At 71.9% G+C, this 18,894-nt stretch carries 18 protein-coding genes; 14 read left to right on the top strand and 4 right to left on the bottom strand.

The genetic code is table 11. The features are described 5' to 3' along the window. Nucleotides 1-254: 254 nt before the first annotated feature. Nucleotides 255-1,988, bottom strand: a complete 1,734-nt coding sequence (locus tag J7E22_RS13405; RefSeq protein ID WP_214982311.1) for a glycerol-3-phosphate dehydrogenase/oxidase — start codon at nt 1,986-1,988, stop codon at nt 255-257. 170 nt (nt 1,989-2,158) lie between these two features. Between J7E22_RS13405 and J7E22_RS13400 the strand changes: the two genes are divergently transcribed. The 4 genes from J7E22_RS13400 (at nt 2,159) to ald (ending at nt 6,913) form a co-directional block, all read left to right on the top strand. Further along, complete coding sequence (locus J7E22_RS13400; protein WP_251009114.1) at nt 2,159-3,121, top strand: sugar-binding transcriptional regulator; 963 nt, start codon at nt 2,159-2,161, stop codon at nt 3,119-3,121. A gap of 105 nt (nt 3,122-3,226) precedes the next feature. Then, nucleotides 3,227-4,252, top strand: a complete 1,026-nt coding sequence (locus J7E22_RS13395) for an AraC family transcriptional regulator (RefSeq protein ID WP_214982310.1) — start codon at nt 3,227-3,229, stop codon at nt 4,250-4,252. Between the two features lie 53 nt (nt 4,253-4,305). After that, nucleotides 4,306-5,691, top strand: a complete 1,386-nt coding sequence (locus tag J7E22_RS13390; RefSeq protein WP_214982309.1) for an FAD-binding oxidoreductase — start codon at nt 4,306-4,308, stop codon at nt 5,689-5,691. 121 nt (nt 5,692-5,812) lie between these two features. After that, nucleotides 5,813-6,913: an alanine dehydrogenase gene (gene ald / locus J7E22_RS13385; RefSeq protein ID WP_214982473.1), complete on the top strand. Its 1,101-nt coding sequence runs from the start codon at nt 5,813-5,815 to the stop codon at nt 6,911-6,913. A gap of 28 nt (nt 6,914-6,941) precedes the next feature. On the opposite strand, the gene J7E22_RS13380 is transcribed toward ald, so the two are convergent. After that, entirely contained in the window at nt 6,942-7,733 is a 792-nt protein-coding gene (locus J7E22_RS13380; RefSeq protein ID WP_214982308.1) for a tryptophan-rich sensory protein, read from the bottom strand. Between the two features lie 176 nt (nt 7,734-7,909). Here J7E22_RS13380 and J7E22_RS13375 point away from each other — a divergent pair, with 176 nt between their 5' ends. The 6 genes from J7E22_RS13375 (at nt 7,910) to sufU (ending at nt 14,705) form a co-directional block, all read left to right on the top strand. Beyond that, complete coding sequence (locus tag J7E22_RS13375; protein WP_214982307.1) at nt 7,910-8,893, top strand: magnesium and cobalt transport protein CorA; 984 nt, start codon at nt 7,910-7,912, stop codon at nt 8,891-8,893. A 79-nt stretch (nt 8,894-8,972) separates the two neighbouring features. Further along, the gene (locus tag J7E22_RS13370; RefSeq protein WP_214982472.1) at nt 8,973-11,120 is read left to right on the top strand and encodes an alpha-galactosidase; all 2,148 of its coding nucleotides are present in this window, start codon (nt 8,973-8,975) and stop codon (nt 11,118-11,120) included. Between the two features lie 81 nt (nt 11,121-11,201). Then, the gene (locus J7E22_RS13365) at nt 11,202-12,485 is read left to right on the top strand and encodes a chloride channel protein (protein ID WP_214982306.1); all 1,284 of its coding nucleotides are present in this window, start codon (nt 11,202-11,204) and stop codon (nt 12,483-12,485) included. Between the two features lie 127 nt (nt 12,486-12,612). Continuing rightward, on the top strand, nt 12,613-12,831 hold the full coding sequence (locus J7E22_RS13360) for an Rv0909 family putative TA system antitoxin (protein ID WP_214982305.1): 219 nt from the start codon (nt 12,613-12,615) through the stop codon (nt 12,829-12,831). A 132-nt stretch (nt 12,832-12,963) separates the two neighbouring features. After that, a complete protein-coding gene (locus J7E22_RS13355) occupies nt 12,964-14,256 on the top strand; it encodes an aminotransferase class V-fold PLP-dependent enzyme (protein ID WP_214982471.1) in 1,293 nt (430 codons plus the stop codon). Beyond that, nucleotides 14,253-14,705, top strand: coding sequence for a Fe-S cluster assembly sulfur transfer protein SufU (gene sufU / locus J7E22_RS13350; protein ID WP_214982304.1), 453 nt, complete (start codon nt 14,253-14,255; stop codon nt 14,703-14,705). Before J7E22_RS13355 ends, sufU begins: the two co-directional genes overlap by 4 nt. An 89-nt stretch (nt 14,706-14,794) precedes the next feature. Here sufU and J7E22_RS13345 read toward each other — a convergent pair whose 3' ends face one another. Further along, nucleotides 14,795-15,682, bottom strand: a complete 888-nt coding sequence (locus tag J7E22_RS13345; protein ID WP_214982303.1) for an SDR family oxidoreductase — start codon at nt 15,680-15,682, stop codon at nt 14,795-14,797. Nucleotides 15,683-15,778: 96 nt separating this feature from the next. Here J7E22_RS13345 and J7E22_RS13340 point away from each other — a divergent pair, with 96 nt between their 5' ends. From J7E22_RS13340 to J7E22_RS13325, 4 genes are all read left to right on the top strand, one after another. After that, complete coding sequence (locus J7E22_RS13340) at nt 15,779-15,967, top strand: hypothetical protein (protein WP_214982302.1); 189 nt, start codon at nt 15,779-15,781, stop codon at nt 15,965-15,967. Between the two features lie 35 nt (nt 15,968-16,002). Beyond that, nucleotides 16,003-16,422, top strand: a complete 420-nt coding sequence (locus J7E22_RS13335) for a GNAT family N-acetyltransferase (RefSeq protein ID WP_214982301.1) — start codon at nt 16,003-16,005, stop codon at nt 16,420-16,422. A 79-nt stretch (nt 16,423-16,501) separates the two neighbouring features. Next, nucleotides 16,502-17,356, top strand: coding sequence for an alpha/beta fold hydrolase (locus tag J7E22_RS13330; RefSeq protein WP_214982300.1), 855 nt, complete (start codon nt 16,502-16,504; stop codon nt 17,354-17,356). A 22-nt stretch (nt 17,357-17,378) separates the two neighbouring features. Beyond that, nucleotides 17,379-17,951 carry a TetR-like C-terminal domain-containing protein gene (locus J7E22_RS13325; RefSeq protein WP_308159256.1) on the top strand — a complete coding sequence of 191 codons (573 nt, stop codon included), beginning with the start codon at nt 17,379-17,381 and terminating at the stop codon, nt 17,949-17,951. Between the two features lie 2 nt (nt 17,952-17,953). On the opposite strand, the gene J7E22_RS13320 is transcribed toward J7E22_RS13325, so the two are convergent. After that, nucleotides 17,954-18,835, bottom strand: a complete 882-nt coding sequence (locus J7E22_RS13320) for an NAD-dependent epimerase/dehydratase family protein (RefSeq protein ID WP_214982298.1) — start codon at nt 18,833-18,835, stop codon at nt 17,954-17,956. Nucleotides 18,836-18,894: the final 59 nt, after the last annotated feature.

Here is an 18,894-nt window from a genome sequence, read left to right as displayed (position 1 = left end):
CGGACGCACGAGACGCCGCCGGAAGTGGCGGCGTCTCGTGGGGTTGGCGGCGTCTCGGCGAGACGGGGGCGTTTGGGCGAAACGCCTCCGGGGACGCAAGACGCCGCCGGAGACCCGAGACACCTCCGGACGCACGAGACGCCGCCGGAAGTGGCGGCGTCTCGCGCACTCGGCGGCGCCTCGGCGGGACGGGGGCGTCTGGGCGGGACGGCGGCGTCTCGGCGAGACGGGCCCGTCCCGCCGCGGGCCGCGCGCTACGCCAGCTGCTGCGCGCTCGTCAGCGGCACGATGACCCCGTGCGACTCGCGCAGGACGTCGAGCGTGTGCTGGACCTCGTCCGCACGCTCCTCGGCGTTCCAGTCGAGCGCCTCGGCCAGCACGTCCGCCAGCTCGTCGAGCAGGTCGATCGTCACCCCGCCGACGAACGCCAGGTTCGTGCGGCGCAGGACCACGTCGATCAGGTGCACGGCGTGCTCGTGCTCGGCGAAGTACCGGACCTCGGCGCGGGTGAGTGCGGGGTCGGACTCGAGCGGCTCGACCGGGCCGTCGGTCAGGACGTCCACGACCTCGGCGGCACGGGTGCCGTAGCGCTCGAGCAGCCCCTCGACGAGTCCGGCGTCCAGACCGTCCCGGTGCGACTTGATCCACAGCGCGCGCTGGGCGTCCGTCGTCGGGAACTCGCGGCCGCCGCCGATCGGCATGCCCGTCGTGTCGACCTTCCGGGCGATGCCGAGCTTCTGGGTCGCCTCGGTGGACAGGTGCGCGGCGAGGGCGCGGAAGGTCGTCCACTTGCCGCCGACCAGCGACAGCACCGTGCTGTTCGGGAGTCCGGCGATCGTGGTGTCGACGATCCGGTAGTCACGTGACACGAACCCGGGGGCGGTGTCCTCGTGGCGGGGGAGCGGCCGGATGCCCGAGTAGCTGTAGACGATGTGGTCGCGCGTGACCTCGATCTGCGGGAACACGTGCTTCACGAGCCCGAAGAAGTAGTCGATCTCCTCGTCGGTCGTGACGACGGGCTTCGCGGGGTCGGCGTCGATGTCGGTCGTCCCGATGAGCACCCGGCCCTTGAGCGGGTAGATGAGGACGATGCGGCCGTCGTTGTTCTCGAAGAACAGCTCGCGGCCCTTCGTCGCTTCGAGCAGCTCCGGGTTGTCGACGACGATGTGGGAGCCCTTCGTGCCACCCATGAACTTCGTCTCGCCACCGAGGGCCTCGTTGGTCAGGTCGGTCCAGGGGCCGGAGGCGTTGATGACGACCTCGGCGGTGAACACGAACTCCGAACCCGTCTCGCGGTCGCGGAGCAGGACGCCGCCGTCGCGGGTGCCGGCGGCCTCGACGTAGTTGACTGCACGTGCATGGTCGGCTCCTGCGGCGATGCCGTCCTTGAGCACGTCGAGGGCGAGCCGCTCGGGCTCGTGCACGCTGGCGTCGTAGTACGTCCCCGTGTACTTCAGGTCCTTGTTGAGCGCCGGCATGTCCTCGAGCGCCGCCTTCTTGGTGCGGAAGACGTGCTTCGGCACCGAGCCGCCGTCACGCGAGAACGAGTCGTAGATCGTCATGCCGATCTTGATGAGCATCGCGCCGCGCTCCTTCGTGGAGCGCTGCTTGTGCGTGAGCATGCGCAAGGGGGCGTTCATGATGCCGGAGAACGTCGAGAAGATCGGCATCGTGGTCTGCAGCGGCTTGACGTAGTGCGGGGCGATGCGGATCAGGCCGTTGCGCTCCTGCACGCTCTCGCGCACGAGCCGGAACTCGCCGTTCTCCAGGTAGCGGATCCCACCGTGGATCATGTGGCTCGACGCCGCGGAGGCGCCGGAGGCGTAGTCGCCGCGCTCGACGAGGGCGACGTCGACGCCCTGCAGGGCGAGGTCGCGGAAGGTGGCGATGCCGTTGATGCCACCACCGACGACGAGGACCTGTGCGTGGGGGCGCTCGGTCAGGGCCGTCACCGTGTTCCGGGGCTGCGTCTTCTTCGACATGTGCATCGCTTCCTTGGTCTGTTCCGTGGGTCGCTTACGATCGTCCGCCTCCGTGGAAAGCCGGGCAACTCGCCTGCACGAACGTGCAGCACACCTGTGGTGCGACCCGGATGCCACTGCCGGGAGGCGCGACAGGGGTTGCAGAGGCCGTGCACGTCCGTGCATGCTCAGTTCTCATGAGTGACGCCGCGCAACCGATGCGCACGCAGCAGGCGCTGCGCGCCGCGCACCTGTACTACCTGCAGGACCTGACGATGGACGCCATCGCGGACGAGCTCGGGACGTCGCGGTCCTCGGTCTCGCGCCTGCTCAAGTACGCCCGGGACACCGGGCTGGTGGACATCCAGATCCGCTCGCCCCTCGACCAGGCCGCCGCGCTCAGCCGGAACATCCGCGCGCGCTTCGGGGTGCACGCACACGTGGTCCCCGTGCCGGACCACACGAGCGACGTCGACCGGCTCGAACGGGTCGCCCTGTCGGCGGCCCGGATCCTCACCCAGTACGTCGACTCGAACATGGTGATCGGCATCTCGTGGGGCTCCACGGTGAGCGCCGTGAGCCGGTTCCTCGTGCCGAAGACCACCCACGGCTCGACGGTCGTGCAGATCAACGGCGCCGCGAACACCCGGACGACCGGCATCGTCTACGCGTCCGAGATCCTCCGTCGCTTCGGCGAGGCCTACGGGGCGTTCGTGCAGCAGTTCCCGGTGCCGGCGTTCTTCGACGACCCCGCGACGAAGGAGGCCCTGTTCCGCGAACGCTCGATCCGCCGCGTGCTCGACCTGCACGAGCGGATGGACCTGGTGGTCTTCGGGGTCGGCGCGCCCCAGGCCCCGGTCCCCTCGCACGTCTACTCCGGCGGGTACCTCGACCCGGCGGACCGCGACGAGCTCTCCCGCGCCGGGGTCGTCGGCGACGTGTCGACGGTCTTCTACCGGGCGGACGGATCGTGGCGGGACATCGGGGTGAACGCGCGGGCCGGCGGTCCGGACCTCGACACGATCAAGCGGGCGCCTCGTCGGGTCTGCGTCGTCGCGGGTCGCTCGAAGGCAGCGTCGTTGCGCGGTGCGCTCGCCGCCGGACTCGTGACGGACCTGATCATCGACGAGAGCGTCGGGCAGGCGATCCTGCAGCCCTGACGACGGGTCGATGCCGCTGCTCGCGCGACTCCTGCGTCAGCGTCTGACCTATGTGATTCAGGAAGCCACCTACTTTTGTCGGTGGTGCGATGTACGTTCTGGTGCATGTCGCCTCAGAGCAAGACCGACACGTCGGCCGCACCGCAGGACACGTCGTCCGCAGTGGGCGGCACGGTCGTCGACGGCTGCCGTTCGGGCCAGCGGTACTTCCGTCGCGTGGTCGGCAGCGACGTCGACCACGCGCTCGCGTTCTTCGGGAGCGACTACGACTTCCGAGCACCCGCGGTCCGACGCACGCGCCGCGAGAGCCACTGGGACTTCGCGGGCGTCGGGGACCAGCGGATGTCGCTGCGGTCGACCCGGTTCATGGTCGACCTGCGCACCGACAGCCGCACCGACGACGAGTTCGTCATCGCCTGGGTCCGCGACGGCACCGCCACGTTCACCTACGCCGGCGAATCCCTCGACCTCGAGGTCGGTGTCCCCGTCGTCCTCCCGTTCGCCGACACCTTCCAGCTGCACGACCGCGACATCGCGCTCAACATGGTGCACCTGGACCGCGACTTCGTGCGGAGCGTGGTGGGCGACGACGACTTCGTGTTCGAAGCACTCCGCCGGCCCAGTGCCGAGGGCATCCGCGCCTGGCAGTCGGTCGTCCGGGCGCACTCGTCGACGTGGCTCGACATGGACAGCGGCCTTTCGCCCGTCGCACAGCGGGACATCGCCGAGTCGTTCGTCAACGCGGCGCTCCAGGCGTTCCCGCAGCGCAGCCGGTGGCGCGCCTCGGTCACCGGCAGCGGGCCGGAGCACGAGCGGCTCCGCCTGGCGCTCGAGTTCGTGCACGAGCACGCCCACGAAGCCATCGGGACGCCCGAGATCGCGGCGGCCGCGGGGCTCAGCCCGCGCGGCCTGCAGCAGTCCCTCCGTCGACACCTGGACCAGACGCCCGGCGACCTGCTCCGGAGCGTCCGGCTGGACGGCGCCCGGGCCGAGCTGCTCCGCGCCGACCGCGACGAGACCTCGGTGGCGGACGTCGCTCGGTCGTGGGGCTTCGGGCACCTCGGACGCTTCTCGGCCACGTACCGAGCGCGGTTCGGGGACCTGCCGAGCGAGACGCTCCGCAGCCGCTGAGCCCGCAGCCGCAACCGCACCCGCAGCTGGCGCGCGCTCGGTAGCGTGTCCGCATGGACATCGTCGTCGCACTCCGGGCCGCCCTCGACGATCCGGAGGGGACCGTCGTGTCGACCGACGCCGCGGTCCTCGACGCGGCGCGGACCGACAAGTCCGGCTGGACCGCACCCGGTGGGCCGGTCGCGTTCGTGGCCGCCTGCACCGTGGAGCACGTCCGCGCGACGCTCCGCACGTGCTCGGCGCACGGCGTCCCGGTCGTCCCGCGCGGCGCCGGCACGGGCCTGGCCGGCGGCGCGAACGGCACCGCGGGCAGCGTCGTGCTCAGTGTCGCGCGGATGGACCGGATCCTCACGGTCTCCGTCGAGGACGAGTACGCGGTCGTCGAACCCGGTGTGCTCAACGGCGCCCTGAACGAGGCGGTCGCCGCCCACGGGTTGCGGTTCGCGCCCGATCCGGCCAGCGCCGCGATCGCGAGCGTCGGTGGCAACATCGCCACGAACGCCGGGGGCCTCCGCTGTGTGAAGTACGGCGTGACGCGGGACGCCGTGCTGGGGCTCGACGTCGTGCTCGCGGACGGACGCCTCATCTCCACGGGGCACCGCACGGTCAAGGGCGTGACGGGCCTCGACCTGACGGCGCTGCTGGTCGGTTCGGAGGGCACGCTCGGCGTCATCGTCGGCGCTACGGTGCGGCTCGTCCCGATCCCGGCGGGCGACCCGGCGACGCTCGGCGCGGTCTTCCCGACGGTCGAGGCCGCCGCACGGGCAGCCGCGCTCGTCGTCACCGGACCGGAACGACCGTCGACGGTGGAGCTCCTCGACGCGGCGGCCCTCGAGGGGATCGCCGCGTACCTCGGTCCGTCGGTGATCGCGGAGACGGTGGGGAGCACCTCGGCGGGTGCGGTGTTCCTGCTCGTCGAGTTCGACGGCCCGACCGCGACCGGGGCTGCGCTGGGAGCCGTCCCGGTCCTCCAGGCCGAAGGCGGCACCGTCCACCTGGCCGCGTCGGCGGCGGAACGCGACCGCCTGCTCACGATCCGTCGGTCCTTCCACCCGGCCATGGAGGCGCGTGGTCGCGTCCTCATCGAGGACGTCGCGGTGCCGCGCAGTCGCCTGGCCGAGATGTTCGACCGGGTCGAGGAGATCGGGCGACGGTACGGGGTCGCGATCCCCACCGTCGCGCACGCGGGTGACGGCAACCTGCACCCCAACTTCGTCTTCGAGGGTGACGAGGTGCCCCCGCACGTGTGGGATGCGGCCGACGCGATGTTCCGGGCGGCGATCGAGCTGGGCGGGACGCTCACCGGGGAGCACGGCGTCGGGGTGCTGAAGCGGCGGTGGATCGGTGACGAGCTCGGGGACGACGTGCTCGAACTGCAGCGCTCCATCCGGCGGGTGTTCGATCCCGCGGGCATCCTCAACCCGGGCAAGGTCTTCTGACACCGAATTCCGTCGCACCGATCGGCCGATCGTTGCCCGGATGTTCGGCGGTAACACGACCGCAACGAATCTCGGCGCTCAATGGGGGAAACCGAAGTCGTCCCCCACGAAGGAGTCCGAGATGCTCGTCGGCGTTCCCACCGAGATCAAGAACAACGAGTTCCGCGTTGCCGTCACGCCCGCGGGCGTCGCCGAGCTGGCGGGCCACGGCCACCAGGTGCTGGTGCAGGCGGGCGCCGGCGCCGGCTCGTCGTTCCCCGATGACGAGTACCGCGCCGCCGGAGCGACCGTCGTCGACACCGCCGACGAGGTCTGGTCGCGCGCCGAACTGATCCTCAAGGTGAAGGAGCCCGTCGCCTCGGAGTACCCGCACATCCGCGAGGGCCAGGTGCTCTTCACCTACCTGCACCTCGCTGCCGACCGGCCGCTGACGTCCGCGCTCATGGACTCCGGCGCGACCGCGATCGCGTACGAGACCGTGCAGCTGCCCGACCGCTCCCTGCCCCTGCTCTCGCCGATGTCCGAGATCGCCGGGCGCCTGTCCGCGCAGGTCGGGGCGTACCACCTGATGCGCACGAACGGCGGTCGCGGGCTGCTGCTCGGCGGCGTGCCCGGGACGCCGAAGGGCCGCGTGGTCGTGATCGGTGGCGGCGTGGCGGGGGAGCACGCGGCGGCGATGGCGCTCGGGCTCGGGGCGGAGGTCACGGTGTTCGACATCAGCCTGCCGCGGCTGCGGGCGCTCGAGGCCCGGTTCGACGGACGGATCACGACGCTGCGGTCCTCGGCACACGCGATCGCGTCGGCACTGACCACGGCCGACCTGGTGATCGGTTCGGTGCTCATCCCCGGGGCGTCGGCGCCGAAGCTCGTGACCGACGCGATGGTCGCCGACATGCAGCCCGGCTCGGTGCTCGTCGACATCGCGATCGACCAGGGCGGGTGCTTCGAGGGCTCCCGGCCGACCACGCACGACGAGCCGACGTTCGCCGTGCACGACACCGTGTACTACTGCGTCGCGAACATGCCCGGGGCCGTGCCGCGGACCTCGACGATCTCGCTGACGAACGCGACGCTGCCCTACGCCGTGGCGATCGCGGACCGCGGGTGGGAGGACGCGCTCGCGGCCGACCCGGCGCTCGCCGCGGGGTTGAACGTGCACGCGGGGCGGGTCACGAACGCTGCCGTCGCGGCAGCGCACGGGCTGGTGGCCGCCGCGCGCTGACCGGCCGGGCCGGGCGGCGGTGCCCCGCCTACGCGGTCCGCGCCGCCGGAGCCGCCCGCCACCCGGCCCGGGCGCGCGTCGCCACCGTCACGACGACCACCACGACGACGGCCACCACCGCGGTCACCGCGGTCGGCACGGACACGAGCGGGCCGTCGAGCCGCGCCACGGCGACCCACGCCAACCCCCAGCCGAGTGCGACCGTCGGGGACAGCCGCCCACGATCCCACACTGCGAGCAGGACCCCCACGAGCCCGGCCACCGCCGCCACGAGCACACCCCAGACGTCCTGCCCGAGGCCGACGCCCCGGAACCCGGCCGCCGTCAGCACCGCCGCGGTGTTCGCCGCCGTCGCGACGCAGACCCACCCGAGGTAGAGCCCGAACGTCCCGTCCGTCACGATCGCACCGACCACGCCGGCCGGACGGGTCCCGCGCAGGATCGCGAACGTCCAGACCAGCACGACCAGCAGCGCGACGATGACGGGTTCGCTGAGCCACAGGAACCCGAACTGCACGGACAGGATCCACGCCGCGTTGAGCAGCAGCGACAGGGTCGCCGGCAGTGCGAGCCGTGCATGCCGTGCGTCGTCAGCGGTCCGGAAGCACTGCCGGACGGCGTACGCCAGCAACCCGACGTAGACGACGCTCCAGATCGAGAACGCGGGACCCGCCGGTGCGATGGCGGTCGAGGATGCCGACAGTGCGCCGCCTGCTGCGTCCTGGATGGGCGTCCCACCCGCCGCACCGGAACCGACGAAGGCCCCGACCACCGCGACGACCGCGCTCACCGCGACCACGATCCTCCAGATCGTCTTCATGTCAGCCCCTTTCGTCAGCATGCTGATGACCTGCAGGCTAGGCCGGATCGGCACCGAGCGCGCAGCGCTCGCCCAGCGAGCGGGGGGACGCGGCCGGGAGGCCCGACCCGCCTCCGCCACGCCCGTCGCGGACCGCGGGGTGCACCACTGCAGTGCGCACTGCGTACGGTGGCGGGGTGAGTGTCGTGCTGAACACCGTCTACGTCGACCGGATCGCGCCGATGGCCAGTCCGTCCCTCGACGACACCTTCCGGATGATCGCGGACCAGGGGGCGAGCGCGTGCATCGTGCTCCACCAGCCGGACGCCGAGGAGCTCGGTGACGTCGCGGTCGCGCTCGGCCTGCACGAACTGGCGGTCGAGGACTCGGCGGAAGGCCACCAGCGACCGAAGCTCGAGCGCTACGGGTCGACGTTGTTCGTGGTCCTCAAGCCGGCGCTGTACCGGGACCAGCAGGAGGAGGTCGCGTTCGGCGAGGTGCACGCCTTCGTCGGCGACAACTTCTTCCTGGTCGTCGTCAAGGAGGACCCGCGGGGCCGAGACAACGTCCCCAGGGCACTGCAGCGCATGAGCGGCAAGCCCGGGCTCGTGACCGTCGGACCGCAGGCGCAGTTGTGGGCGCTGATGGACGCGGTGGTCGACGGGTACGTGCCCGTGATCGACGGTCTGGAAGAGGACATCAACCAGATCGAGGAGCAGCTGTTCGCCGGGGAAGCGGGAGTCTCTCGCCGCGTCTACGAGCTGTTCGGCGAGGTCGTCGACTTCCAGCGTGCCGCCCGGCCGCTCGTGTACATGATCGAGAACATCCACCGTGGCGCGGACAAGTACCACCTGCCGATCGAGATGCAGCGTCGGTTCCGTGACGTCCTGGACCACGCCATCCGCACGGTCGAGCGACTCGACACCTTCCGCCAGCTGCTGCAGAACGCGCTGACGGTCGACTCGACCCTCGCCGCGCAGAAGCAGAACGACGACACCAAGCGCATCTCCGGCTGGGCGGCGATCCTGTTCGCGCCGACGCTCATCGCCGCGATCTACGGCATGAACTTCACGAACATGCCGGAGCTCAGCTGGAAGTGGGGCTACCCGCTGTCGATCGTGGCGATGGTGCTGTTCGCCGTCGTCCTGTACATCGTGTTCAAGGTGAAGCGCTGGTTCTGATCCGGCTGGCGCGTCGAGTTGCGGGAGCGCTCCCAGACCGGGGAGGCTCGAGCGTGCAACGCCGCCGACTGGAGCAATGATGCCGACCGAACCGACCACGCAGGCTGACCTCGTCCACCTCACCGCCGGGGGTGTGTCCCTCGTGCTCGACTGCTCCGAGGACCGACTCCCCGCCGTCCTGCACTGGGGCGCCGCGCTGGGGCCGCTCGACGTCGCCGCCCTCCGAGCGCTCGCCGAGGGGGACGTCGCACTCGTCATGCCGAACGAGGTGGACGCCCCCGTCCGACTCGCCGTGCTGCCCGAGCCCCACCGCGGGTGGTCCGGACGACCGGGCCTCTCCGGACACCGTGACGGCCGTGACTGGTCACCAGCGTTCCGGGTGACCGCACTCGACGTCACGGGTGCGGGATCGGACCAGGGCGGCACGGTCGTGGCCGAGGGGATCGACGAGACGGCGGGACTGGCGGTCCGGGTGACCGTCGAGCTCCTGCCGTCCGGGCTCGTCCGTGCGCGCGCCGCCGTGACGAACCGGGCCCCCGGCGCCTACACCGTCGACGACCTGACGATCGCGTTCCCGGTCCCCGAACGTGCCCGCGAACTCCTCGACTTCGCGGGCCGCTGGGGCAAGGAACGCACCCCGCAGCGTCGCGAGCTCGTGGTCGGCACGCACGCCCGTGACAACCGCAAGGGGCGCACGGGCACGGATGCCGCCACCGTGTTGACCGCCGGCGAGCCCGGGTTCGGCTTCGCCCGCGGCGAGGTGTGGGGCGTGCACACGGCGTGGAGCGGGGACCACCGGCACCACGCCGAGCGCCTGTCCACCGGATCGCAGGTCATCGGCGGCGGCGAACTGCTGCTGCCCGGCGAGGTCCGGCTCGCCGAGGACGCCACCTACGAGGGGCCGTGGGTGTACTTCGCCTACGGGGACGGCCTGGACGACCAGGCACGGCGCTTCCACCGGTGGCTCCGGAGCCGTCCGCAGCACCCGCGCACCCCACGCCCGACGACGATCAACGTCTGGGAGGCGGTCTACTTCGACCACGACCTGGCGCGGCTGATCGACCTCGCCGAGCGTGCCGCGCGCATCGGTGTCGAGCGGTACGTCCTCGACGACGGGTGGTTCCGGCACCGCCGCGACGACCACGCCGGGCTCGGCGACTGGTACGTCGACGAGGACGTCTGGCCGGACGGCCTCGGGCCCATCGTGGACCGGGTCCGAGCACTCGGGATGCAGTTCGGCCTGTGGTTCGAGCCGGAGATGGTGAACGAGGACAGTGGCCTCGCCCGCGCCCACCCGGAGTGGATCATGCAGGCCGACGGGCGACTCCCGGTCCGGTCACGGGACCAGCAGGTGCTCGACCTGGCGATCCCCGAGGCGTTCGACCACGTCGCGGAGCGCATGACGGCGATCATCGGCGAGTACGGCGTCGACTCCGTCAAGTGGGACCACAACCGCGACCTGGTCGAGGCGGGGCACCCCGGTGGCGGTGCCGCCGTGCACGAACAGACCCTCGCGACCTACCGACTGATGGCCTTGCTGAAGGAGCGGTTCCCGGCGCTCGAGATCGAGTCGTGCTCGTCGGGTGGGGGCCGCGTCGACCTCGGGGTCATCGAGCACACGGACCGCGTGTGGGTGTCCGACGACATCGACCCGCTCGAGCGGCAGCAGATGCACCGCTGGACGCAGCAGCTGCTCCCGCCGGAACTGCTCGGCGCGCACATCGCGAGTGGCACGAACCACACCACCGGGCGGAACCACGACCTGGCGTTCCGCGCCGGGACCGCGCTGGTCGGGCACCTCGGCATCGAGTGGGACCTCGTGCAGGCGAGCCCGCAGCAGGAACAGGACCTGACGGCGTGGACCGCCCTGTACAAGGAGCTCCGGAGCGTGCTGCACGGCGGCGACCTCGTCCGGATGGACGAGGTCGACGACACCCGGCTCGTGTCCGGGACGGTGTCGCCGGACCGGCAGCGCGCGGTCTTCTTCGTGGCCAGCGTCGGTCGTTCCGAGGTGTCGCACACGGGCCGGGTGCGCTTCCGCGACCTCGACCCGGACACGCGGTACCGCGTGGACCCGATCGTGATCGGCGAGGTCCACGGGCTCCGTGGTCCGGCGTGGTGGTCGGGCGACCGGGTGTTCTCGGGTCGTGTGCTCGGCACGGTCGGCGTCCAGCCGCCCGACATGCCGGCCGAGTGCGTCGTGCCGTTCCGGCTGACGGCGATCTGACGGAGCGCTGACGGCAGCGGCGGTCCCACCGCAGGACGGGAGGCACGTGACGGCCCCGGCGCGCTCGCTAGGGTTGGTCCCGTGCAGCGCTCCGGTCACGCCACGCCCGTGTGGGCACTGCGGCTCGCCGTCGTCACCGGGCTGGTCGGCGTCGCCGGCGGCGTCGCCGGGATCGCCGTCTGGCTCGCCCTGCAGCTCATCCAGTTCGTCGCCTTCGGGTCACCGTTCGGTGGCCACATCGAGGCCGCCGACGCGCCGTCCGGGTGGAACCGGTTCCTGGCGCTCGTCGCGGCCGGTGTCCTGACCGGGCTCGCCTGGTGGGCCCTCCGCCGGTGGGGCCGCCCCGTCGTCTCGGTCCCGGCGGCGGTCGGCGGCAAGCGGATGCCCGCTGTCGCGACCGTCGCGAACGCCGGCGTGCAGATCCTGGCCGTCGGGCTCGGGGCGTCGATCGGTAAGGAGGTCGCTCCTCGCGAGGTCGGGGCGTGGCTCGCCCAGCTCGTGACCGCCCGGGCAGGACTGTCCGTCCGGGAGACGCGGATCCTCGTCGCGTGCGGAGCCGCAGCCGGTCTCGCCGCGGTCTACGACGTCCCGCTCGGCGGGGCGCTGTTCGCCGTCGAGGTCCTGCTCGGCGAGCTCACCTTCGCCACCGCCCTACCGGCGTTCGCCACGAGTGCGATCGCCGCGTTCACCGCGCGCCTGGTCATCCCGGACGAGGTGCTCTACGACGTGCCGGCCATGCACATGTCGAACTCGCTGCTCGTCTGGGCGGTCCTGGTCGGGCCGGTGCTGGGGTTCGCGGGGGTGGGTTTCGTCAAGCTCACGAACCGGCTGCAGAGCCTGGCGCCCAAGGGGTGGCGGCTGCTCGTCGTGCTGCCCGTCGTGTTCGCGATGGTCGGGCTGATCGCGGTGCCGTTCCCGCAGGTGCTCGGCAACGGACGCGCCCTCGGGCTGGTCGCGATGAACACCTCGTTGGACGACTCCGCGATCGCCGGTCTCTCGCCCGTCGTCCTGCTCCTGCTGCTGGCCGTGATCCGGACGATCACGACCTCGGCGACGATCGGTGCCGGGGCGGTCGGTGGCACGCTGACCCCGTCGATCGCCATCGGGTCGGCCGCCGGGGGAGCCCTCGGTGGTGCCTGGCTGCTCCTCTGGCCCGCGGACGGACCGAGCCTGGCGGCCTTCGCGTTCGTCGGGGCCGCCGCGTTCCTCGCGACGACGATGCGAGCGCCGTTCACCGCGCTCGTGCTCGTCGTCGAGTTCACGCAACAGGGGACCGAGATCCTCATCCCGTCGTTGCTCGCCGTCTCGGGTTCCGTCGCGGTGTCGTACGTGCTGGCCCGTCGGCGGAGTGCCCAGATGGCGTGACCGGGGCTTCCCCCGGACCGTCCGCCGCGCCTCCCGGTCCGACTCACGGGTGACCCGACGTCGACCCGCCTAGCATCGGCGCCACACGCGGCGCACCCGGCGCCGCACGACGACGAGGAGCCGCACCGTGGCCGGATTCGACGACATCACCAAGAAGGCACAGGACCTGCTGAAGAGCGCGAAGGTCCAGGACGTCCTGCAGAGCGAGCAGGCCGCGAACATCAGCGACAAGATCCTCGGCGGCGTCGCGGACGCGGTGAACAAGGCGACCGGCGGCAAGCACGCCGACAAGGTCGAGCAGGCCCGGAAGGCCGCGGACGAGCGCCTGGGCCACCACAAGGACTGAGTCCCGGACCCAGGCCGTGACCGGCGCCCGTGGCCGCGCCCGGACCGGCACCGACTGGACGTTCCCGGGAACAACGACCACCATGGACTGGTCGCCCCGACGGCGACACCAGGAGGACAGACCGTGACCGTCGTGGCACCGAACCAGCCGCTCACCGAGACCGAGGTCGAGCGCATCCGGGCGGACTTCCCGATCCTCCAGCAGGACGTGAACGGGCAGCCGCTGGCCTACCTCGACTCCGGGGCGACCGCGCAGCGGCCCGTGCAGGTCCTCGACGCCGAGCGCCGGTTCCTCGAGCACGACAACGCTGCCGTCCACCGCGGCGCCCACACGCTGGCCGCCCTGAGCACCGACGCCTACGAGGAAGCGCGCGCGACGGTGGCGCAGTTCATCGGTGCCGCCGACCCGGCCGAGGTGGTCTGGACCGCGAACGCCACGGACGCCCTCAACCTCGTCGCTTACGGCATCGCGAACGCCAGTCGTGGGCGGGGCGGCGTCGACGCGGCACGCTTCCGACTGGAGCCCGGCGACGAGATCGTCGTCACCGAGGCCGAGCACCACGCGAACCTCGTCCCCTGGCAGGAGCTGGCGGCGCTCACGGGCGCGGTCCTGCGGTGGGTCCCCGTCGCGGACGACGGCACCTGGACCGCAGCGGACGCCGAAGCGGTCATCGGCCCCCGGACGCGGATCGTCGCGTTCGCCCACGTGAGCAACGTCACCGGCATGGTCGCGCCGGTGGCCGCGGTCGTCGCGGCAGCCAGGGCCCACGGCGCCCTGACCGTCCTCGACGCCTGTCAGTCGGCACCGCACCGCCCTCTCGACGTCGAGCAGCTCGGGGTCGACTTCGCGGCGTTCTCGGGGCACAAGATGCTCGGCCCGAACGGCATCGGCGTCCTCTGGGGCCGCTCGGAGCTCCTCAACGCGCTGCCGCCGTTCCGCACCGGCGGCTCGATGATCACGACCGTGACGATGGAGTCGTCGGAGTTCATGCCGGCACCCGAGCGGTTCGAGGCCGGCACGCAGCCGGTGTCCCAGGCGATCGCCCTCGCCGAGGCCGTCCGGTACCTGCAGGCGATCGGCATGGAGCGGGTGCGCGCCCACGAGGAGTCCCTCGCCCGGCGGATGCTCGTCGGTCTCGCCGCCGTCCCCGGCATCCGGGTCGTCGGCCCGCCAGCCGACGTGCCTCGGTCCGGGCTCGCGTCCTTCGACGTCGACGGCGTGCACGCGCACGACGTCGCCCAGTACCTCGACGCCCAGGGCATCGCGGTCCGGTCCGGCCACCACTGCGCCCAGCCCCTGCACCGCCGGCTCGGGTTGACGGCGTCGACCCGCGCGAGCACGTACGTGTACACGACCGAGCAGGACGTGGACCGGTTCGTGCAGGCCGTCAGCGAGATCCGCGCCTACTTCGGAGCGGACGCGTGAACTCCCTCGACAGCCTGTACCAGCAGGTGATCCTCGACCACGCCAAGGCCCGCCACGGTGACGGCCCGCTCGCGCACGCCGACGCGGAGCACTTCGAACGGAACCCGACGTGCGGCGACGAGATCACCGTGCGGGTGCGGCTCGAGCCGGGCACCGACCGGATCGCGGAACTCGGCTGGCAGGGCGACGGGTGCTCGATCTCGATGGCGTCCGCGTCGGTGCTGACCGACATGGCGCCGGGCCGGACGGTCCCCGAACTCCTCGCCGTCAGCGAGTCCTTCCGCGAGATGATGCGCTCGCGCGGTGTCGGCGAGCCGGACGAGGACGTCCTCGAGGACCTGGTCGCCTTCCACGGGGTCTCGAAGTTCGTGATGCGCGTGAAGTGCGCGATGCTCGCCTGGGTCGCCGCCGAGACGGCCGTCCGGCAGGCGGTCGCCGCTGCGCGCTGACGGGAGGCCCGGCGCACGTCCGCGCGTCGGCCGTCCGTTCGCGGACGGCTGGCTGGCCCGCGACGGATCGGTCCGCCGGTCAGGAGCGGTCAGCGGCTGAGCCGGAGGTCCCGCCAGGTGAAGCCCCCACGGGGCGGGAGCGCCGCGCGGATCTGGTCCTCGTCGAACCGGAGCCGGGGTGCGAGGTCCGCGGGCAACTCGCCGGCCGGTTGCACGGCCTCCGTGACGCCCTCGGCGAGCATCCGGACCTGTGCCTTCGTGACGAGGGGCACCTTCATGGTCCACTCCGTCACCTGCCCGAGGGCCCGGTGCGCGCACACCGGCGCGGGGAAGACGACCACGCGCCGGTCCACCACACGCGCGACCCGGCGGACGGCATCGCTGAGCAGCAGGGTCTCGCCGCCGCGGACGGCGACGGTCTGCCGGCTGAGCCGACCGTCGAGTGCCGCGACGAGCACGTCGACGAGCTCGGCGACCGGGATGGGGCTGATGGTCTTCTCGCGGAGCCCGACCGAGGCGAACACGGGCACGGTCTGCACCGTGTGGCTGAGGTGGTCGACGAGGTGGTCCCCGTGCCCGTAGATCATGCCGGCCTTGAGGATCGTGTAGTCGAGGCCGGAGGAGCGGACCATCTCCTCCGCCTGCCACTTCGTCTCGTGGTACGGCGAGCCGGAGCCGGGACGGGCGCGGAGGAAGCTGAGGAGTACCACCTTCCGGACACCCGCGAGGCGCGCTGCCTCGAGCACCGCAGCGGTGCCCTGGACGTGCACCCGGTCGAACGTCTGCTCGCCGATCTCGCGGTTGATGCCGGCGCAGTGCGCGACGACCTCGACCCCGGCGAAGGCCGCGGTGAGGGCGTCCACGTCGTCGATCTCCACCCCGGTGCTCCGCGAGACGACGACCACGTCCTCCGCGGCGTACCGCTCGGCGAGGTGACGTCCGACGAACCCGGTTCCCCCGGTGATGGCGATGCGCATGCTGCTCAATGTACGGGCTGGGTCGCCGCGGCGAGGACCCTCCGGAGATCCTGATCACCCGTGCCCTCCGGGCGGTTGCGGCCTAGGGTCCGGCCCATGAGCAACGCGACGAACGACGGCGACCTCGACGACTTCCGCGAGGCGCAGGACACGGACTACGAACCGGCCCCGGTCGTCCACGACCCGGACGACCTGCCCATCGACGACGACGGCGACGACGAGGTGTTCCCCGACGACGAGCGTCCGGTGCCGCTCGACCCGGACCTCGACCCCGAGACCGACTAGTCACCCCCGCGCGACGGGGCTGCGAGACTGGCCGCATGCCCTGCTCCGTGACGGCCGAGCGCCCCGCGCGCGATGAACTGCTCCGGTTGTACGCCTCCGTCGGGTGGACCGCGTACACCCGTGACCCGGACCGGCTCGTCGCTGCGGTGGCGGCGTCCCAGCTCGTGCTCGTCGCCAGGACCGACGAGGGTGCCCTGGTCGGTCTCGCGCGCGCGATCTCCGACGGCCTGACGATCGCCTACGTCCAGGACGTCCTCGTGGACCCGGCCGTCCAGAGGACCGGTGTGGGCGGAGCGCTGCTGGACGAGGTCCTGCGGCGGACGGCGGACATCCGCCAGGTCGTCCTGCTCACCGATGCGGAACCGGCCCAGCGGGCTTTCTACGAGTCCCGTGGCTTCACCGAGACGCACGACGTCGCACCGCAGCCACTCCGCTCCTTCGTCCGGATCGCATGACCCGCGTCCGAGAACCTGTTGACAGGGCGTGGCTATTGGGATTAGCTTATGGCTAACACCAATAGCCACGGAGGCGACCATGCTGGAACACCTGCAACTCGACGAGGGAACGCTCGCCTACGACCTCACCGGGGACGGCCCGCTCGTCGTCCTGGCACACGGGATGGGCGACAGCCGCCACTCCTACCGGTTCGTCGTCCCTGAACTCGTCGCCGCCGGGTACCGCGTCGCCAACGTCGACGTCCGCGGCTGCGGGGACTCGAGCACCGGGTGGCCGAGCTACACGCGCGGCGACATCGCGAGTGACCTCGTCGCGCTCGTCCGGCACCTCGGCGGTCCCGCGGTGATCGTCGGCCAGTCGATGAGCGGGGGTGCGGCGACGATCGCAGCTGCTTCGGCTCCCGACGTCGTCACCGGCATCGTCGAGCTCGCACCGTTCACCCGCAAGCAGGACGTCGACCTCGTCGGTCTGGTGCGGAACGCCCGCCACCGTGCCGGCACCTTCCAGCTCGCGAAGGTCATGCTCGCCGGCAGCCTCGCCGGTTGGCTGGCGTACCTGGACCTCGCCATCCCGACGAAGCCCTCCGACTGGGAAACGGAGCGGAACCGCTTCGCGACGACCCTGGGCCAGCCGGAACGCATGGCCGTCCTCCGGTCGATGACCAGGACCTCGCCGGCCGATGCGGGGGTGAGCCTGGCCGAGGTGCGCTGCCCCGTCCTCATCATCGAGGGCAGTGCCGACCCGGACTGGGCGGACCCGCGGGCCGAGGCGGAGCGGATCCTGCGCGACCTCCCCGAGGGCATCGGCGAGGTCGCGGTCATCGACGGCGCCGGCCACTACCCGCACACCGAGACGCCGCACGAAGTCGTCGAGCTGGTCCTGCCGTTCCTCCGCCGGACCCTGCCGCAGTCCGCCGAGGGCCACCGTGCCTAGGGCCGGGTTGACGGCCGCGTCCGTGACCGAAGCCGCCGCGGCGCTCGCCGACGAGATCGGGCTCGCCCAGCTGAGCATGAGCGTCGTCGCCGAGCGGCTCGGGGTGAAGGCGCCGTCGCTGTACAAGCACGTCGACGGACTCCCCGACCTCGTCCGGCGGGTCGCGGTCCTCGCCGCCACGGAACTCGGCGACGCGTTGCGCGACGCGATGCAGGGGAGGGCCGGCCGGGACGCCCTCGAGGCGATGGCGCTGATGGTCCGGCGGTACGTGCAGGAGCACCCCGGCCGCTACTCCGCCACGCTCGGTGTCCGCCGGGGGGCTGACGACGACCCGCTCACCGCGGCGATGGACCGCACGCTGGCGTCCTTCGCCGCCGCGCTCCGCGGGTACGCACTCGACCCGGCCGACGAGGTCCACGCGCTCCGCGTCATCCGGAGCACGGTCCACGGCTTCGCGACCCTGGAGGCCTCGGACGGCTTCCAGATGGCGACGGACGTGGACGCCAGCTTCGCCTGGCTGATCGCGTTCCTGGACCACGGCCTACGCGCCAGCCGGAGCGAAGACGACGTCCGGGGACGCCGCCTCGGTCCGTGACGTCAGTCGGTGTAGTAGCCGGCTTCGAGGTCCTCGACGAGGCTGGGGCCGATCGGGTCCCAGCCGACGAGTCCGCGGGTCAGTGTCGCGGAAGCGGGCTGGTCACCTCCGAGGAGCGCTCCGAACACACCCAGCTGCTCAGCGTCGACGGCTGCCGCTCGGAGGCCCGTCTTGGCCGAGACGACAGCGGCGACGTCCCGCATCGCGACGCCTTCTTCTCCGACCGCGTGCAGGACGGACCCTGCGGGTGCTCGCTCGATCGCGAGGAAGAACAACCGTGCAGCGTCGGTGATGTGCACCGCCGGCCAGCGGTTCGAACCGTCGCCGACGTACGCTGCCACGCCGAGCTGGCGATCCAGTCCGACGAGGGCGGCGATGAGCCCGTTGCGGTCTCCTTCGCCGTGGACGGTGCGAGGCATCCGCACGAGCGCAGCGCGGATGCCCTGTTCGGCCAGGGCCAGGACCGCGTCGGCTGTCCTTGCTCGGGCACCGGCGGGGCCGGCGGGGTCGAGAGGGTCGTCCTCGGTGGCGACTCGGCCGAGGAGGATCGGGGTGCCGGATGCAGCGATGAACGCCTTCCCGCTTCCCGCGAGCGCCGTTCCGATCTTCCCCACGAGTGCCACTTCGTTGTCGACGGTCTCGTCGAACTCGGTGAAGTCGAGGGTGAAGGCGAGGTGGGCGGTCGCATCGGCCCGCACGGCTGCGGCGACGATGAGGTCGTGATCCGACATGTCGCCCAGGATCGCTGTCCCGCCGAGGGCACGGATCTTGTCGGCGGAGGCGTCGGACCGGGCGAGCCCGACGACGTCGTGGCCGACCGCGATCAGCTCGCGTGTCAGTGCAGTACCGATCCAGCCGGACGCCCCGGTGATGAAGACGCGCATGGTGATCCTCTTCTCGTCGCAGCCACATGGGATCGTGTTCGATCCGCAACCGATGTGAC

It is taken from the genome of Curtobacterium sp. ISL-83, from assembly GCF_018613895.1.
Classification (GTDB): domain Bacteria; phylum Actinomycetota; class Actinomycetes; order Actinomycetales; family Microbacteriaceae; genus Curtobacterium.
This window is presented reverse-complemented; position numbering and strand designations above follow the sequence as displayed.

Bases quoted from the DNA above. Each gene is read 5' to 3' on its own strand.
- J7E22_RS13405 (WP_214982311.1), bottom strand. From the start codon at position 1,988: ATGCACATGTCGAAGAAGACGCAGCCCCGGAACACGGTGACGGCCCTG.
- J7E22_RS13400 (WP_251009114.1), top strand. From the start codon at position 2,159: ATGAGTGACGCCGCGCAACCGATGCGCACGCAGCAGGCGCTGCGCGCC.
- J7E22_RS13395 (WP_214982310.1), top strand. From the start codon at position 3,227: ATGTCGCCTCAGAGCAAGACCGACACGTCGGCCGCACCGCAGGACACG.
- J7E22_RS13390 (WP_214982309.1), top strand. From the start codon at position 4,306: ATGGACATCGTCGTCGCACTCCGGGCCGCCCTCGACGATCCGGAGGGG.
- ald (WP_214982473.1), top strand. From the start codon at position 5,813: ATGCTCGTCGGCGTTCCCACCGAGATCAAGAACAACGAGTTCCGCGTT.
- J7E22_RS13380 (WP_214982308.1), bottom strand. From the start codon at position 7,733: ATGAAGACGATCTGGAGGATCGTGGTCGCGGTGAGCGCGGTCGTCGCG.
- J7E22_RS13370 (WP_214982472.1), top strand. From the start codon at position 8,973: ATGCCGACCGAACCGACCACGCAGGCTGACCTCGTCCACCTCACCGCC.
- J7E22_RS13345 (WP_214982303.1), bottom strand. From the start codon at position 15,682: ATGCGCATCGCCATCACCGGGGGAACCGGGTTCGTCGGACGTCACCTC.
- J7E22_RS13340 (WP_214982302.1), top strand. From the start codon at position 15,779: ATGAGCAACGCGACGAACGACGGCGACCTCGACGACTTCCGCGAGGCG.
- J7E22_RS13335 (WP_214982301.1), top strand. From the start codon at position 16,003: ATGCCCTGCTCCGTGACGGCCGAGCGCCCCGCGCGCGATGAACTGCTC.
- J7E22_RS13330 (WP_214982300.1), top strand. From the start codon at position 16,502: ATGCTGGAACACCTGCAACTCGACGAGGGAACGCTCGCCTACGACCTC.
- J7E22_RS13320 (WP_214982298.1), bottom strand. From the start codon at position 18,835: ATGCGCGTCTTCATCACCGGGGCGTCCGGCTGGATCGGTACTGCACTG.